This is a genomic window from Nocardia sp. NPDC020380 (genome assembly GCF_044386975.1).
GTDB lineage: Bacteria > Actinomycetota > Actinomycetes > Mycobacteriales > Mycobacteriaceae > Nocardia.
Genome location: NZ_JBIRVQ010000023.1, coordinates 25,192 through 40,830, shown reverse-complemented (window position 1 = coordinate 40,830; position 15,639 = coordinate 25,192). Strand labels below are relative to the sequence as shown.

General features: G+C 65.7%; 17 protein-coding genes, 1 tRNA gene and 1 pseudogene. 5 read left to right on the top strand and 14 right to left on the bottom strand.

What is annotated here, in order from left to right:
• Positions 1-51: 51 nt before the first annotated feature.
• On the bottom strand, positions 52-981 hold the full coding sequence (xerD, locus tag ACH438_RS42080) for a site-specific tyrosine recombinase XerD (RefSeq protein WP_397016085.1): 930 nt from the start codon (positions 979-981) through the stop codon (positions 52-54).
• Positions 982-1,020: 39 nt separating this feature from the next.
• A tRNA-Glu gene (locus tag ACH438_RS42075) sits at positions 1,021-1,097 on the bottom strand.
• 131 nt (positions 1,098-1,228) lie between these two features.
• Here ACH438_RS42075 and ACH438_RS42070 point away from each other — a divergent pair.
• Both ACH438_RS42070 and ACH438_RS42065 read left to right on the top strand, forming a co-directional pair.
• Positions 1,229-1,573 (top strand): annotated as a pseudogene (locus ACH438_RS42070) (isochorismatase family protein); the annotation flags it as partial.
• A gap of 55 nt (positions 1,574-1,628) precedes the next feature.
• Complete coding sequence (locus ACH438_RS42065) at positions 1,629-1,781, top strand: hypothetical protein (RefSeq protein ID WP_397016212.1); 153 nt, start codon at positions 1,629-1,631, stop codon at positions 1,779-1,781.
• Here the strand turns inward: ACH438_RS42065 and ACH438_RS42060 are convergent.
• The 4 genes from ACH438_RS42060 to ACH438_RS42045 form a co-directional block, all read right to left on the bottom strand.
• Complete coding sequence (locus ACH438_RS42060; RefSeq protein ID WP_397016083.1) at positions 1,778-2,455, bottom strand: NUDIX domain-containing protein; 678 nt, start codon at positions 2,453-2,455, stop codon at positions 1,778-1,780. The two genes, ACH438_RS42065 and ACH438_RS42060, sit on opposite strands and share 4 nt — an antisense overlap.
• Entirely contained in the window at positions 2,452-4,179 is a 1,728-nt protein-coding gene (locus ACH438_RS42055; RefSeq protein ID WP_397016081.1) for a CTP synthase, read from the bottom strand. Before ACH438_RS42055 ends, ACH438_RS42060 begins: the two co-directional genes overlap by 4 nt.
• Positions 4,180-4,302: 123 nt before the next feature.
• Positions 4,303-5,085 (bottom strand): ABC transporter permease, encoded by a 783-nt coding sequence (locus tag ACH438_RS42050; protein ID WP_397016079.1) that lies wholly within the window; start codon positions 5,083-5,085, stop codon positions 4,303-4,305.
• Positions 5,085-6,044 (bottom strand): ATP-binding cassette domain-containing protein, encoded by a 960-nt coding sequence (locus ACH438_RS42045; protein ID WP_397016077.1) that lies wholly within the window; start codon positions 6,042-6,044, stop codon positions 5,085-5,087. Before ACH438_RS42045 ends, ACH438_RS42050 begins: the two co-directional genes overlap by 1 nt.
• Before the next feature lie 83 nt (positions 6,045-6,127).
• On the opposite strand from ACH438_RS42045, the gene ACH438_RS42040 reads away from it, so the two are divergent.
• Positions 6,128-6,835 (top strand): TetR/AcrR family transcriptional regulator, encoded by a 708-nt coding sequence (locus tag ACH438_RS42040; RefSeq protein WP_397016074.1) that lies wholly within the window; start codon positions 6,128-6,130, stop codon positions 6,833-6,835.
• Positions 6,836-6,883: 48 nt separating this feature from the next.
• Here the strand turns inward: ACH438_RS42040 and ACH438_RS42035 are convergent, their stop codons facing one another.
• From ACH438_RS42035 to ACH438_RS42020, 4 genes are read right to left on the bottom strand one after another with little or no spacing between them, the layout of a single operon-like run.
• The gene (locus tag ACH438_RS42035) at positions 6,884-7,045 is read right to left on the bottom strand and encodes a hypothetical protein (RefSeq protein ID WP_397016072.1); all 162 of its coding nucleotides are present in this window, start codon (positions 7,043-7,045) and stop codon (positions 6,884-6,886) included.
• Positions 7,046-7,098: 53 nt separating this feature from the next.
• Positions 7,099-7,953 (bottom strand): helix-turn-helix domain-containing protein, encoded by an 855-nt coding sequence (locus tag ACH438_RS42030; RefSeq protein ID WP_397016070.1) that lies wholly within the window; start codon positions 7,951-7,953, stop codon positions 7,099-7,101.
• Positions 7,950-8,468, bottom strand: coding sequence for a DUF6879 family protein (locus tag ACH438_RS42025; protein ID WP_397016068.1), 519 nt, complete (start codon positions 8,466-8,468; stop codon positions 7,950-7,952). Before ACH438_RS42025 ends, ACH438_RS42030 begins: the two co-directional genes overlap by 4 nt.
• On the bottom strand, positions 8,446-8,775 hold the full coding sequence (locus tag ACH438_RS42020) for a hypothetical protein (RefSeq protein ID WP_397016066.1): 330 nt from the start codon (positions 8,773-8,775) through the stop codon (positions 8,446-8,448). The genes ACH438_RS42025 and ACH438_RS42020 overlap by 23 nt, the downstream gene beginning before the upstream one ends.
• Positions 8,776-9,059: 284 nt before the next feature.
• Between ACH438_RS42020 and ACH438_RS42015 the strand changes: the two genes are divergently transcribed.
• A complete protein-coding gene (locus ACH438_RS42015) occupies positions 9,060-9,527 on the top strand; it encodes a hypothetical protein (RefSeq protein ID WP_397016064.1) in 468 nt (155 codons plus the stop codon).
• 308 nt (positions 9,528-9,835) lie between these two features.
• On the opposite strand, the gene ACH438_RS42010 is transcribed toward ACH438_RS42015, so the two are convergent.
• Both ACH438_RS42010 and steA read right to left on the bottom strand, forming a co-directional pair.
• Complete coding sequence (locus ACH438_RS42010) at positions 9,836-10,756, bottom strand: copper transporter (RefSeq protein WP_397016062.1); 921 nt, start codon at positions 10,754-10,756, stop codon at positions 9,836-9,838.
• A gap of 6 nt (positions 10,757-10,762) precedes the next feature.
• Positions 10,763-11,974 carry a putative cytokinetic ring protein SteA gene (gene steA / locus ACH438_RS42005; protein ID WP_397016060.1) on the bottom strand — a complete coding sequence of 404 codons (1,212 nt, stop codon included), beginning with the start codon at positions 11,972-11,974 and terminating at the stop codon, positions 10,763-10,765.
• A 174-nt stretch (positions 11,975-12,148) separates the two neighbouring features.
• On the opposite strand from steA, the gene ACH438_RS42000 reads away from it, so the two are divergent.
• Positions 12,149-12,568: an SRPBCC family protein gene (locus tag ACH438_RS42000; protein ID WP_397016058.1), complete on the top strand. Its 420-nt coding sequence runs from the start codon at positions 12,149-12,151 to the stop codon at positions 12,566-12,568.
• A gap of 58 nt (positions 12,569-12,626) precedes the next feature.
• On the opposite strand, the gene ACH438_RS41995 is transcribed toward ACH438_RS42000, so the two are convergent.
• Both ACH438_RS41995 and dxs read right to left on the bottom strand, forming a co-directional pair.
• Complete coding sequence (locus ACH438_RS41995; protein ID WP_397016056.1) at positions 12,627-13,430, bottom strand: enoyl-CoA hydratase; 804 nt, start codon at positions 13,428-13,430, stop codon at positions 12,627-12,629.
• A gap of 130 nt (positions 13,431-13,560) precedes the next feature.
• The gene (gene dxs, locus ACH438_RS41990) at positions 13,561-15,513 is read right to left on the bottom strand and encodes a 1-deoxy-D-xylulose-5-phosphate synthase (RefSeq protein ID WP_397016054.1); all 1,953 of its coding nucleotides are present in this window, start codon (positions 15,511-15,513) and stop codon (positions 13,561-13,563) included.
• Between the last annotated feature and the right edge of the window lie 126 nt (positions 15,514-15,639).

Below are 15,639 nucleotides of genomic sequence, written 5' to 3'. Positions count from 1 at the left end.
CGCGCAAGACCGACGCTCGGACACGCACTGTAAACCTGCACTTCAGACCTGTTAGCGGGCACGCGGATGGGCGGTCGCCCACACTTCGTGGAGCGTGCCCACGGTCACCAGAGTGTAAATCTGGGTGGTCGTCACCGAGGCATGACCGAGTAACTCCTGTACCACTCGCACATCTGCGCCACCGTCCAGCAGATGCGTTGCGAACGAGTGCCGCAACGTATGCGGAGACACCTGAGCAGCGATTCCGGCGCGCTCGGCGGCGGATTGCAAAACCTGCCAAGCGCTTTGACGCGATAGTCGACCGCCACGATGATTCAGGAACAAGGCGCTGTTTCCGCGGCCGTTGAACGCGAGCGCGGAGCGTCCCCGGACCAGATACGCGTCGAGCGCGGCGAGTGCGGGGCGCCCGATCGGAACCATCCGCTGCTTCCCGCCCTTACCCCGCAATACGACCGCACGTTCGGGCGTGTCGATGTCGTCCACGTCCAGCCCGACCAGTTCGGAGATCCGAGCTCCCGTGGAATACAACAACTCCAGCAGGGCCCGATCCCGCAATCCCCGCGGCCCGTCCGCCGCCGCTCCCCCGGCCGCCTCCAGCAACCGCGAAACCTGGTCGTACGGCAATGCTTTCGGCAGCCGCCGCGCCGGCGTGGGCGGTTTCACCGGATGCGCGACATCCACCTCCGCGATCCCCTCCGCCGCCGCGAACTTGTGCAACCCCCGCACCGCCACCAGCGCCCGCGCCGCCGAACTGGCCGCCAGCGCCGGATGCTCCGCGTCCCCCGCCCGCAACGCCACCATGAAATCCCCGATATCGGTCTCCGCCACGCGCGCAAGCGTTTCCACCCCACGCCCGTCCAGAAACTCCCGATACCGCCCCAGATCCCGCCGATACGCACTCAGCGTATTGCGCGCCGAACCCCGCTCGACCGTCAGGTGGTCGAGGTACGCGTCGATCTGCCGGGTCAGCACGAAAGACATCATTGCAGGTGGGGCCGACACCATCGCGGTGAGAGGCGGCGACGCAGATCGGAATCGAACCGACGAAGATCCTGGATGAAAGCCAGGCCGCCCATGACCATCAGAGCAACTGCGCCATGTTCGAAGGTAGCAAGGAGCCCCGAAGGGGCGGTATTCATTTTCCCTGAACAGCTTTCGAGTGGTCAGCGGGCGGCGACGACCAGGAAGAGGGCGAGGTTGTCGGTGGCGGGTTCTACGATCTGGTGCCATGACGTCTCTTGCGGATCGGCCCAACTCGGCTGTGATTGTCATCGATGTGCAGAACGGCGTGGTGGGGAACGCCTATCAGCGGGATGTGGTGGTTGCGTCCATCGGGCGGCTGGTGGAGAAGGCGCGGGAGGCTCGGGTTCCGGTGCTCTGGGTGCAGGACATCGGGGAGGATCGGGTGTCCGGGAGCGCGGCGTGGCAGATTGTGCCGGAGCTGGTTCCGGGCGGGGACGAACCGCGGATCGAGAAGCTATACGGGGATTCGTTCGAGGACACCGATCTGGAAGCGGTCCTCGCGCGGCTAGGGGTGGGGCGGGTGATCATTGCCGGGGCGCAGACCGACGCGTGCATCCGGTCGACGCTGCACGGGGCGATCGTGCGGGGGGTACGACACCACGCTGGTGACCGATGCGCACACCACCGAGGACCTCACTCAGTGGGGTGCGCCGGCGCCGGATGCCGTCATCCGGCACATCAACCTGGTGTGGCAGTTCACTTCTGCGCCTGGGCGTACGGCGGAGTCGGTCACTGTCGATGAGGTCGAGTTCGCCTAGCGCTGGGCCGCTTTGCGTTCCAGGAAGTCGGTGGGCATGCCCGGCCAGGGGGCGTCGGCCGGGCGGAGGGTGGCGCCGGTGGAGCGAGCCGTCATGAGGGCCGTGACGCCAGCCACCGCGGTGGCATTGGTGATCTCGCCGGCCAGGGCCGCCTGGACCGCTTCCACGAGGGGGACGCGGCGGAGCTGGATGTCGGCCTCTTCCAACTCCGGTTCGGGGCGGTCGGTTTCGTAGAGGTCGGTGGCCAGATAGATGCGCAACGCCTCGTCGGTGAAGCCCGGCGACAACGCGATATCGACCAGGACCGACCAATTGCGTGCCGCCAGGCCGGTTTCCTCCGCCAGTTCACGCTTCGCCGCTTCCAGCGGGTCCTCGCCGAGCTTGTCGAGCAACCCGGCGGGGAGTTCCAGCAGGCGGCGGCCGACGGGGTGGCGGTACTGGTTGATCAGGACCAGGTTCTCGTCCTCGTCCAGGGCCGCGACCGCCACGGCCGCATGATGTTCGATGACCTCGCGTTCCGCGGTGCGGCCGCCGGGCATGACCACCTCGTCCAGCCGCAGGGCGAGAATCGCCCCCGAGTACACGATGCGGCTGGACACGGTGTCGAACTCGTGCGTGCCGGGCGCCGATTCGGTGGTCTCGGCGGCCCGGTCACGGTCGGAAGAGGATGTCACTTGGACACTTTCTCACCTTCGGCGGCGGGGATCTCCTCCGGGATCTCCACGGGAAGGCGTTCGGCGGCCTTGTATTTCAGGGCGGCCGAGATCAGCGCCGCGAACAGCGGATGCGGGCGGGTCGGACGCGACTTGAGCTCCGGGTGCGCCTGGGTGGCGACCAGGAACGGGTGCTTGTCCTGCGGGTACTCCACGAATTCGACCAGGTGGCCGTTCGGGGAGGTGCCGCTGAACTTCAGGCCGCTCTTGGCGATCTTGTCGCGGAAGGCGTTGTTGACCTCGTAGCGGTGCCGGTGCCGCTCGGACACCTCGGTCGCGCCGTAGGCGGCCGCCACCACCGAATCCTTCTGCAGCACAGCCGGGTAGGCGCCCAGCCGCATGGTGCCGCCCAGGTCCTCCTCACCGGCGACGATCTTCTCCTGATCGGCCATGGTGGAGATGACCGGGTACTTGGTGTCCGGCTCGAACTCCGCGGAGTTGGCGTCGGTCATGCCCACCGAGCGCGCCGCCTCGATGACCACGCACTGCAGACCCAGGCACAGGCCCAGCAGCGGAATCTTGTGGTCGCGGGCGTAGCGGATCGCGCCCACCTTGCCCTCGATGCCGCGAATGCCGAAGCCGCCCGGGATCAGGATGCCGTCGACATCGGCCAGATGCTGACGCGCACCCGCCGGGGTCTCGCACTCATCGGACTGCACCCAGCGGATATTGACCTTGGCCTTGGAGGCGAACCCGCCGGCGCGCAGCGCCTCGGTCACCGACAGGTAGGCGTCGGGCAGATCCACGTACTTGCCGACCAGTGCGACGGTGACCTCTTCGCGCGGGTTGTGCACCCGATCCAACAGGTCGCCCCACACCGTCCAGTCCACATCGCGGAAAGGCAGGCCCAGCTTGCGCACCACGTACGCGTCCAGGCCCTCGCGGTGCAGCACCTTCGGAATGTCGTAGATCGACGGCGCGTCCGGCGTGGAGATGCAGGCGTCCACATCCACGTCGCACATGAGCGCGATCTTGTTCTTGAGCGGCTGCGGCACCTCCCGATCGCAGCGCAGGATGAGCGCGTCGGGCTGGATACCGATATTGCGCAGCGCCGCCACCGAGTGCTGGGTCGGCTTGGTCTTCAGCTCGCCCGAGGGACCCAGGTAGGGCACCAGCGTGACGTGCAGGAAGAAGCAGTTGTCCCGGCCCACCTCGTGCCGAATCTGCCGCGCCGCCTCGAGGAACGGCTGCGATTCGATATCGCCGACCGTGCCACCGATTTCGGTGATCACCACGTCCGGCACCTGACCGTGCAGGTCGGGTCCGGTCATGGCGGTGATGCGGCTCTTGATCTCGTCGGTGATGTGCGGGATCACCTGCACGGTGTCACCGAGGTACTCGCCGCGGCGCTCCTTGGCGATCACCTTCGAATACACCTGGCCGGTGGTCACATTGGCATAGCCGGACAGATCGCGATCGAGGAAGCGTTCGTAGTGACCGACATCGAGGTCCGTCTCCGCGCCGTCCTCGGTCACGAAAACCTCACCGTGCTGGAAAGGATTCATGGTGCCGGGATCGACGTTCAGGTACGGATCCAGCTTCTGCATCGTGACGCGCAAACCGCGCGACGTAAGCAGCTGACCGAGGCTGGAGGCGGTCAGTCCCTTACCGAGTGAAGAGGCGACACCGCCGCTGACGAAGATGTGTTTCGTGGCTGCGCGCGCCGGAATCCGTGAATTACCCACGGGTCTTCACAGTAACACGGTGTGGGGTTGCCTCACGAATGCCACGCGCGATAGCCATGCGATCACTGGCTGACATTTCGTCCCATCGGCCCCATCCGGCGCTACAGGCACACCCTCCTCCGGCTACCTTCCAGCGACCCGACAAGCGTGCACGGCCAGCGGCACGAAGACGAGCAGGATCCCCGCCGACCACAGCAGCGCCGCGGGCACCGGGTGCTGCAACGGCCACGCCCCGCTCACGGCCACGCCGGGATTGCCGAAAAACTGACGTAGCGCGGCCGCGACCGCCGACACCGGGTTCCAGTCCGCGATGGTGCGCAGCCACGCCGGCATGCCCGTGGTCGGCACGAAGTTGTTGGACAGCATCGCCACCGGAAACACCAGCGGCGTCAGCCGATCCGCCGTTGCCTCGTTGTCGAGCATTAGGCCCAACACCACACCGACCCAGTGCAGCGCATAACCGAACAGCAGCAGCACCCCTGCGGCGGCGAGCGCCTCGCCGAGGCCGTGGTGGATGCGCCAGCCGACCGCCAGCCCGCACAGGCCCATAGCCACGTACCCGGCGAGCGACAGGATCAGATCCGCGCCGGTCTGGCCGAACGGCACCGCCGAGCGCGCCATCGGCATGGAACGGAACCGATCCATCACACCCTTGCCGTTATCGGCGGCCACCTTGTTCATGGTGACGATGACCGAGAAGGTCGAGGTCATCGAGAAAAGGCCCGGCATCAGGAATTCCCGATAGTTGCCGCCACCGGGCACCGCGATGGCGCTGCCGAAGATATATCCGAAGATGAGCACCGTGAATATGGGGAAGACGAGGGCACCCACGATCTCCCCCGGCGCGTGGCGCATCTGAGACAGGTTGCGGCGCACAATGGTCCAGCCGTCACGCAGGGCATACATCAGGCCGCGCTCGCTTCCATCGCGCCGGCCGGGTTTCCGGTGAGGGACAGGAACACTTCATCCAGGCTCGGTGCGTGCAGGGCCGCGTCGACGATCGGGATACCGGCGGCGTCGAACGCACGCACCACCGCGGGAACGGTCAGCGCCTCGACACAGACGCCGGAGATGCTGTCCCCCTGCGGATCCCGCTCTACACGTCCGCGGCTGAGCCGGGACAGCACGGCCGCCGCAGCATCGGCATCGGCCGGATCCGCGAGGTCGACGCGGACGCGGGTTCCGATGGCGGACTTGAGATCCGGTGGCGTGCCCTCGGCGATCACAGCGCCGTGGTCGATGATGACGATCCGGTCCGCGAGCTGATCGGCCTCGTCGAGGTACTGCGTGGTGAGCAGCACGGTGATGCCCGCGGCGACCAATTGCCGCAGTGTGGACCAGATTTCGTTGCGACTGCGCGGATCGAGGCCGGTGGTCGGCTCGTCGAGGAACAGCAGCTGCGGTGCGACCACCAGTGAGCTGATCAGATCCAGTCGCCGGCGCATTCCGCCGGAATAGGTGGATACCAGGCGATTTCCGGCCTCGTCCAGATCGTATCGGGCGAGCAGTTCGCGTGCCCGGGCACGCGCGATGCGTTCGGGCAGGTGCGAGAGCCTGCCGAACATGAGCAGGTTCTCGTAACCGCTGATCTTCTCGTCCAGGGCAGCGGACTGTCCCGCCAGTCCGATGATCGTACGGACGCGGGTCGCCTCGCGCACCACGTCGAAGCCGCCGATGGTCGCGCGCCCGGCGTCCGGCAGGGTCAGCGTCGAAAGGATGCGCAGCATGGTCGTCTTGCCCGCGCCGTTCGGGCCCAGCAGCCCCACCACCGAACCGCGCCGGACGGACAGGTCCACGCCCGCGACCGCCCGGGTGTTTCCGAATCTCTTCTCGAGGCCCTCGGCCTCCAGCAGCACGTCACGCACGGGTTCTCCTATGGGTACAAGGTACGCATAGGACGCTACGTCGATGGGTACCTCGTACGCAATGGCTCGTTAGGATGTACCCCATGACCACCACGGACGAGGCCGTCATCTGGATGCGGCCGGAGGCGACCGGGCGCGGGCGGGCGCCCGGATACACCCGCGCCCAGATCGCCCGCGCCGCCATCGTCATCGCCGACGCGGAGGGGCTCGAGGCGGTCACCATGCGGCGCGTCGCCAAGGACATCGGCGCGGGACCCATGTCGCTGTACCGCTACGTCCGCACCAAGGAAGAGCTGCACCTGCTCATGGCCAACGAGGTGGTCGGGCCGCTGGAGGAGTGGATCGGGCCCGAGAACTCCGACCTGGCAACGACATTGAGCCAGCTGGCCCGCACCACCCGCCGGCAGGTGCTCGCGCACCCGTGGTGGGCGCAGATCGTCGCGGCCTCGACACTGGTCGGGCCGAAGTGGATCGAGATCATCGAGGGCGCGACCGCGCGGCTCGGCGGGCTGTCACTCGAGATCGACGAAATGATGGAAATCCCCGCCACAGTAAGAACTTTCGCGCTCGGCTATGCGCAGAACGAAGCCAGGCGCGGACGGGCCGGGGCGGAAACTGAAATGACGCAGTGGGGTCCGTACATTTCGACGCTGATCGACAGCGGTAACTACCCTTACTTGCGCCGCATCATCGCGGACGCCCGCGGACCGCACGAGCATGATCCCGACGCGCATTTCGAACGTGCGCTGGCCCGCCTGGTCACCGGTTTGTGTGCACCCTTCGGCCGGTAGCGGCAGTACTGCAAGGAACGTGGTGTCACCGTGCCGAGGGTATGAGACTCAGGACTGCTGACGTGCGGCCAGCGCCTTCCCGATCAGAGCCCGAGCATCCTTACCGGTCCGGGACTGCCCAGCCAGGGTGTCGAACGCCCGACCATAGAGCGCCACCTCTCGCGGCTGGGTAATGGTCAGCTCCGCGGCCGTCCCTTCAACCATGACCATGCGGTTGTCGAACAGAACGAAAGCCGTTCTTGACCTCGACTATGTGCACGTGGTTACTCCTGCTCTGGCTGTGAGTCCTGGCGGGTTGCTAGCGCTGCACGGATAAGGTTTCGTGCGGCTTCGCCTGTAACTGATTGTCCGGCAAGAACATTGAAGGCGTGTCCATAGAGGGCGATCTCTCGGGGCTGAGAGATGGAGATTCCCGCAGAGTGGCCCTCAACCTTCACCAAGCGGTCATCGAACATGAAGAAGTTCTCGACCACCACCAGCCCTTGGGCCTCTCGTGGAACGATGCCCAGGGTTACGCGTGGCATACCGATCATCGAATGCAACCTGTCCAGCTGACCGATCATCACCCGGTCATCACCGAACGTCGTGTACAACGCTTGCTCACCCATGAGGAAGTGAAACCTCTTGTCGCGCTGGTACAGGATGCGTTGACGCTCCATCCGCGCCGTAACAGCCTCATCGAGATCATTCGGGATCTGATAGAAGGCAATCACGTTGCTCATCACTGCGGCGGCGTAGTCGGCCGTTTGGAGTAGACCCGAGATCATGACTGGTTCCCAGTTGCGAATGAACGTCGCCCGGGAAGCGGCCTTGCTGGACTCCCGCTGACGATTCGCCATGCCGGTACGGAGCTGTTGTCTCCACTCCACGTATGCGGTGTCGATGTTGTGCAGCGTCGCCAGCAAGTCGTCTAGTTGATCGTCGGCGTCGCAGTGTCGGCAGTAGGCGCGGATGTCGGAGTCTGACGGGCGAGTGACTCCGTACTCCAGTTTCGAGATCTTCGATTCGTGCCAGCCCTTGGCGCGGGCAAGCTCCCGGCCAGTGACTCCCGCCCTTCGGCGTATCTCACGGAGTCGCTTACCGAGAGCCTCCCGCTGCTCCTGAACCGAGCTGGTCACTGCCGAGTCAGCTGAACGTATTCCGCCAACGGCGTAGCCAGACCCCAGAGGCGCTCTCTGGTCCTCTGGCAGTAGGCCACCAACTCAGGGTCAGTGCTGACTGCCGCTCCACCTGGAGAGCGACCGCCCTTGTCGGCAAGGCTGAACACGATCACCTTGTTATCGATCACCCAGAAGTCATCCGGTGGCACTGTGCCCGCTTCGTGACGGGGAAGGTAACGCACATCCTCCCCAGCCTCCACGTTCATCGGGGCGATAGTGAGCGACCACCGCTGATAGTCACTGTGAGGGACGCTGAGAACCCTTAGACGACTGACGGATACCTGACGGGCCGTCAGGTCCTGCACGAACTCGGACCAGTCACGGAACCACTCTCGATAGTCGAACGGCTCGCCGTTGAGAAACCGCTGAAACGGTTCGTCCTCGCCGGGTACGCCGTACTGGTCTCGTACCTCCAGGTGGAAGGCATCGTGTTGAGCCTCCCGTAGCAGCTCAATCGTGGGGCGGAAGTCCACCGAAATAGTCCCTCTCTGCCATGGGTACCTCGATAGCCGTCTCATACGGCTCAATCTTGATGTGAGACAAGGTTTCCTGGTCCGTCACTGGCTTGCCGGTCAGGGTGAAGGTACCCCGGCCGGTGTCGGTCAACGGTGTGTCCAGGTAGGTGTTCTTTTCCAGGAACCCCAGCAAAGCGTGTGGGATCTCCACGATTTCGGTTTGGTCAGTCTTCCAAGCAACGACTACATAGCCGTTGTCAGCGGCGAAGAGCTGCGGGCACTCATCTTTGTTCGAACCGATTTTGCCGAGAAAACGCAAAGTCATGATCTTGATCCTTGCTCACGGGTGTGCAGGGCCTTGCAACTCTGCGTTTCCATGGTCTCCCAACATCTCCGGCTTTGTGGCCGAACCAGCGGGTTCGTGCAAGTCTCTGCAAACTCATGGTGCGTGCGGGTAGCCCCTTCGTAGCGTCGATTCAGGCGCTAGGGACCGGTGCAGTCGTCGCGGCCCCTAGTTGCCTCAGTAGCGACTCAACGGAGGCGGCCGTGACTGAGCCATGCGAACCAGATGCCGGACCGCGCACACGGCTGTTCCAGTTCCCCGGAGGCGTGTTCGAACTCCAGTCGCACGGAGACGAGGAAGACGACTACTCCGGGTTCTACCTGGAGGTTCAGGGACACATTGCACTCGACGGGCATGAGGATAAAGGGGCTGTAATGCGTTGGAAGCCAACGTGTTTAGGGTATCGACGGACGGATGTTTCCGGCATGGCCGGGCTCTGGGATGAGTCCCAAATCCGGAAGCTCGCTACACGACTCGGCTACGACTTCGCCGACATGGTCGTTTATGACCCGAAGTTCGGACGGCCCCCGTTGGCCCGCCTGAAGGCGCAAGCAACCCGGTTGGACGCCGAGGCAGTCATAGTCCCCAGTCCTGAGCACTTCGAGGGCGGAGAGATTCCGGGCACTCTGGTGCAGCAACTCGACGTGATCACCGTGAACCCTGAAGAGACCTACGCGCGCCGGGCTATGCCGCCGCTTCGGGACCGGCCACCCGCCAAAGCTGACGGCGCTTAGATCACTCCGGTTGCCCTACAACAGATTGAGCCCCTTGACCGGTGCTTATCCAGCCAAGGGACTCAAAATCTGGCCCTGAAGTGCAGGGTTGGAACGCTCGTGGGGTCCTGCCAGCAAAACGCTGGATTTCTGCGACTGTGGCACGCTTACAGCACGTCCTCAGTCCTGCGTGCAGGACATCGGTGAAGTCCATAACTCCGCGAACAGTCCACGCTTTGCACAGTTCGGCGTCCCGCTTGGGCTTGGCCTCCGATTCCCGGTACGCCTGCACGGTGAGTGGTATCCAGGCGACCATCGCACAGTACGTATCAGTGCGGCATGGCGGCGACCGTCAGCGAGGTCGCCTTGTCTGCGGTGCCGTAGCGGCCGGTGCCGCCGTTCAGCTGTTCGCTGAGGCCGAGAACGGTGGTGACGCGGCCGATTTCGCGGTCCACATTGTCGACCGTGGTGACCGTGGCCAGTGGCGCTTCCGAACGCGCGACCGCGATCGGACCCGGGCCTACGGCCGCGCCGTAGCGGCCGGCCAGTACGACGCCCGCGCCGTGGGAGCGCAGGGCACCGGCGAAACGGGCGATAATGGTGCCGCGGTTGTTCTGGTCCGCCTTCGCGCCGTCACCGGTCACCACGACCGCGAGCTGGGCGGGTGCGACCGTGTCGGCGGTCAGGAAACCGCCGCCGCGCAGGGTTTCCACGGCGAGGCTGCGTTCCTGTTCGGTGCCGCGTGGCTGTCCGTTGGCGGGATCGGTGAGCAGGACCTGGCCCAGCAGATCACCGGCCATGCTGCCCTGATCGACCGCGTCGATCTTCAGTTGCGCGCCGGCGGGCACCACATTGGTGAGCGCACTGCGCAGCCGATCACCCTCCGAGGAGTCGACGAACGCGCCGGTCAGGCCCACCCGTCCGGTGACATTGGCGCCGGCGGTGGTCAATGCGGTGGTGACGGCGTCCGCGTCACCGGGATCGGTGTCAGGGGTGGTGAACACCAGCACGCTGCGATTGGCGAGAGTACCCGCGAGCAGCTTGCCGGCCGAGCCGGCGAGGAACGCGTCGGCGGCCTTCACCTGATCGTTGAGCCGGCCGTTCTCGGCCTTCAGATCGTCGATCTGACTGCTGTTTCCGGAGCCGGGGAACAGGCCGTCGCCGTGCACGCGGGTGCCGAGCACCACGCCGACCGCGAGGGCCAGGAACACCGCGGCGATCGAAACCGCGTGGTGGCGAAAGGAAATCATGCTCCCCTACCTGTACCGGTTCAAATGTGTGTGGACCCAGCTCGATAGTCGATCCCAGGCATGCTGCACCCAGGTGATGGCGCCCTCGCCCATGTGGGTGGCGAGCACCACGACAATCAGTGCAACCAGGGCGGCGAGCACGACCAGTGCGACCGCCCACCCGGAACCCCGGTGACGGTACAGCGACGCAACGGCTTTCGCATCCATCAGCTTGGTGCCCATTTTGAGGCGTGTCAGGAAGGTTGCCGGATTCGAGTCGCGGCGGCCGCGGTCGAAGAAGTCGTCGAGGGAGGCGGCCGCGCCGACCGTCACGATGAGTGAGGCGCCGTGATGGTCGGCGATGAGCAGCGCCAGATCGGCGGGTGCGCCCGAGGACGGGAAGGTGGTCGCGCCGATGCCCAGATCCTGGATGCGCTCCAAACCCTTTGCGTGGCCGTCGGTGTCGGCGGGCAGGATCACCTCGGCGCCGCATTTGAGGGTGGTGGCGGTGATCTCCTCCGGGTCGCCCACGATCAGGTCGGGGCGGTATCCGTTGCGGGTCAGGGTATCCGCGCCGCGGCCGACGCCGATGAGGATGGGCGCGTACTCCTTGATGAAGGGTTTGATGCGCTTGAGATCGTCGGCGTGCTGGGGGCCGTCGGCCACCACGACCACCTGCCGCTTCTTCATGTCGACGACCACGTCCGGCACGCCGATTCCGTCGATGAGCAGCGAGGATTCGGTGCGGATGAACTCGATGGTGTTGCCCGCGAAGGCTTCCAGGTGATCGGCGAGCCCGTTGCGGGCCTCGATCATGCGTTCGGCGATGCCGGCTTCGGTGAGCTCGATGCCCTCGACCAGGGCTTCGGGTTCCTTCTTCGATAATCGGTCGGCGTAGACCACGCCTTCCTCGACCCGGACCTTGGTGCCGTCCTTGATCTTGGTGAAGACGTCGGAGCTGACCGCGTCCAGCAGCTGGATTCCATTGGCCACCAGGACTTCCGGCCCGAGGTTGGGGTATCGTCCGGAGATGGAGGGCGAGGCGTTGATCACGACCGCGACCCCCGCTTCGACGAGCCGGTCGGCGGTGAGCCGATCCAGGTCCATCTCGTCGAGGACCACCACATCGCCGGGTCCCACCCGCTGCAGCAGCCGCCGGGTATTGCGGTCCACCCGGGCGATTCCGGTCAGACCAGGCAGCGTTTCGGTGGTACGCGAAAGCAGGGCCAGCATCCTCATAACGATCGATGATTACCGCAAAGTCTCAACCATTGGTGGAGGCGCGCCGGGCCTACCGGCCATTCGTCACAGTGATGCCAGTCGCTTGACCGGGGTTTCGTCTATCGCACCTATCTTCTTACCGATGGGTAAGGATATGCTCCGCACACCGGCACGAAAGGAGACACCGCCGTCATGCCCGCCACCACGGTCGAAACCGTCATCCCCGCCCCGCGCGACGTCGTCTACAAGCTTTTCAGCGAGCGTGACAGCCTCAACTCTGTTCTGCCCGTGCAGATCTCATTGAAGAAGCCCGGCGCGGGCAGCCCCTCGGGCGTCGGCGCCCAGTACCACATCGGCCTGGCCGGCATCGGACCCACCGAGGAGACCACCGAACTGGTCCCCGGTGAGAAGATGGTCTACCGCGTCATCGCCGGCGCCCCGGTCAAGCGCCACGTCGGCACCATCACCTTCGCCGACGCGCCCGGCGGCACCAAGGTCGTCTACACCATGGAATCCGAGCCCAGCCTGCCCGTGCCGGGCGCGCTGCTGGAAATCGGACTCAAGGGTCTGATCAATGCGTTCCTCGGCGGTGCCAAGAAGGCCGTCAAGTAAAAGCCTGCGGAAAGGGGCTCGACCGGATCGGTCGGGCCCCTTTTCCATGTCCGGAGGCTCAGTCCTCGAAGGCGGGTGGGCGGCGATCACGGCGGGCCCGGATGGCCTCGTCGAAGTTCTCGGTGGTGAGGCGGACGTACAGCTGGGCCGTGCCCTCGTGCTGCATATGCGATTCGAAACTGCCCGCCTCCAGGCCACTCCACAGCATGCGCTTGGTGAGCTCCGCGCCGACACGGCTCCAGCGGATGATCTGTTCGGCTGTGTCGTAGCAGGTTTCGAGCAGCTTGTCGCCGGGGACGACGCGGGAGACGATGCCGATGCGCTCGGCCTCGGCGGCATCCACGTCACGACCGGTCAGCATGATCTCGAAGGCCCGGGTGGTGCCGATGGCCCGCGGGAGCAGGTAGCTGATACCCAGTTCGGCGGAGGTGAGGCCATTGTTGATGCCCGCCGCGCGGAAGTAGGCGTCCTCCGCGGCGATCCGGATATCGGTGCCGACCGCGAGGCAGAAGCCGCCGCCGATGGCCGCGCCGTTGATCGCCGAGATGACCGGCTGATGCATGCGGCGGATGGTCAGCATGACGTTGTTGAGCAGGTCCATCGAGCGTCGCGCCACGCTGGTCTTGGTCAGGCCCTCCACACCGGGCACTCGTCCGGCATGGGTCAGATCCGCGCCGCTGCAGAATCCGTGCCCGGCGCCGGTCAGCACCACGACCCGTACCTCGTTGTCGGCGGCGACCGCCTCGAGGGTCTCGCGCAGCGGCACCATCACATCGAACGCCATGGCGTTCATGCGCTCCGGGCGATTCAGCGTGACCAGCGCGATCCCCGGGCGCGGCTTCTCGACGAGCACGAACGACATGCAGACTCCTGACCAGAAACTGGAACTCGTTCTAGAATCTACGCGAGAACCGCAGCCGGGCACAGGAAAACTCCCACAACGAAACAGAGACCCCCACCGATGGTGAGGGCCTCTGCCGGAACGATACGACCTACTCCGCGGCCGCCTGCAACGGCTCGGCGGACAGTGCGTCGGCGGCCGACTGCTCGCTGTTGCCGAGCCAGCCGTGGATACGCTGCGTCACCTCGCCGGCCGTGAGGCCGAGCTCCTGATGGATATTGGCGCGCGAGGCGTGATCCAGGAAGCGCTGCGGCACACCGATATCGCGGGTCGGCACATCCACACCCGACTGCCGCAGGGCCGCGGACACGGTGGATCCGATACCGCCGTGCAGGCCGCTGTCCTCCAATGTCACCACCAGGCGGTAGTTCTCGGCCAGCTTCACGATGGCGTCCGAGACCGGGAGCACCCAGCGCGGATCGATGACCGTGGCCGAAACACCCTCGGCCGCCAGCAGATCCGCCACCTTCAACGCCAGTTCCGCGAAGGCGCCGACCGCCACCAGCAGCACATCGCCGCGCACGGACTGCGCCGACGCGTCCTCGATATCCGGCAGGCGCAGCACATCCACGCCCTCGAACCGCTCGACGGCCGAAATATCCTCGGCGACAGAGCCCTTCGGGAACCGGATGGCGGTCGGCCCGTCGCCGATGCGCACGGCCTCCGCCAATTCCTCACGCAGCGTTGCCGCATCGCGCGGCGCCGCCACCCGCATGCCCGGAACGATGCCGAGGATCGACAGATCCCACATGCCGTTGTGCGAGGCGCCGTCCTCGCCGGTGATGCCCGCACGGTCCAGCACCAGGGTGACCGGCAGTTTCAGCAGCGAGACGTCCATGAGCAGCTGGTCGAAGGCGCGATTGAGGAAGGTGGAATAGATGGCCACCACCGGGTGCAGGCCGCCCAGCGCCATGCCCGCCGCCGAGGTCAGCGCGTGCTGCTCGGCAATGCCGACATCGAACATGCGGTCCGGGAAGCGGTCTCCGAAAGCCGACAAACCCGTCGGACCCGGCATGGCGGCGGTGACGGCGACGATATCGTCGCGCTCCTCGGCCTGCGCGATGAGCTCGGACGAGAACACCGACGTCCAGCTGACGCCCGACGAACCGCCCAGCGGCTCACCGGTCTCCGGATCGATGCGCCCGACCGAATGCATCTGATCGGCCTCGTGATCCTCGGCCGGGCGGAACCCGCGGCCCTTCTGCGTGACCGCGTGCACGATGACCGGGCCGCCGAAATCCTTGGCGCGCCGCAGCGCGGCCTCCAGCGCCACGATGTCGTGACCGTCCACCGGGCCCACGTACTTCACGCCCAGATCACTGAAAAGCTCTTGCGGCGCAACGGCATCCTTGATGCCGGTCTTGATGGCGTGCAGCATCGAATACGCGGATTCCCCCACGCCCGGAATGCTCTGCACGATGCGTTTGGTGGCGTCCAGCGCGTGCTCGTAGGCGGGCTGCATGCGCAGGCCCGCGAGCCGCTCGGCGAGGCCGCCGATGGTGGGCGCGTACGAGCGGCCATTGTCATTGACCACCACGATGACCGACCGGTCCGTACCGGCGGCGATATTGTTCAACGCCTCCCAGCACATGCCACCGGTGAGCGCACCGTCCCCGACCACCGCGACCACATGCCGCTTCTGCCGGGTCAGCGCGAACGCCTTGGCCAGCCCGTCCGCATAGGACAGCGACGCCGACGCGTGCGAGGACTCCACCCAATCGTGCGCACTCTCCGCCCGCGACGGATAACCCGACAATCCCCCTTGCTTGCGCAGGGTGTCGAATCCGTCCTTGCGGCCCGTGAGGATCTTGTGGACATAGGCCTGATGGCCGGTGTCGAAGATGATCGGGTCGGCAGGCGAGTCGAAGATGCGGTGCAGCGCGATGGTGAGCTCCACGACGCCGAGGTTCGGCCCCAGGTGCCCGCCCGTCACGGCGACCTTCCGCACCAGGAACTCGCGAATCTCCTCGGCCAACTCGCAGAGTTCCGATACCGACAGCCGGCGCAGGTCCTCGGGCGTGTCGACCCGGGAAAGCACTCCCACGGCTATTGCTCCCTCCGGATGTCTCCTGTGTTTGCAACAGTCTACGGAGACCTCCGGGGCCCCCGACGCCAGGAATAGAACGCCACCTGCGACATCCGCCACGGATGTGAGGCTGCCCACACACAT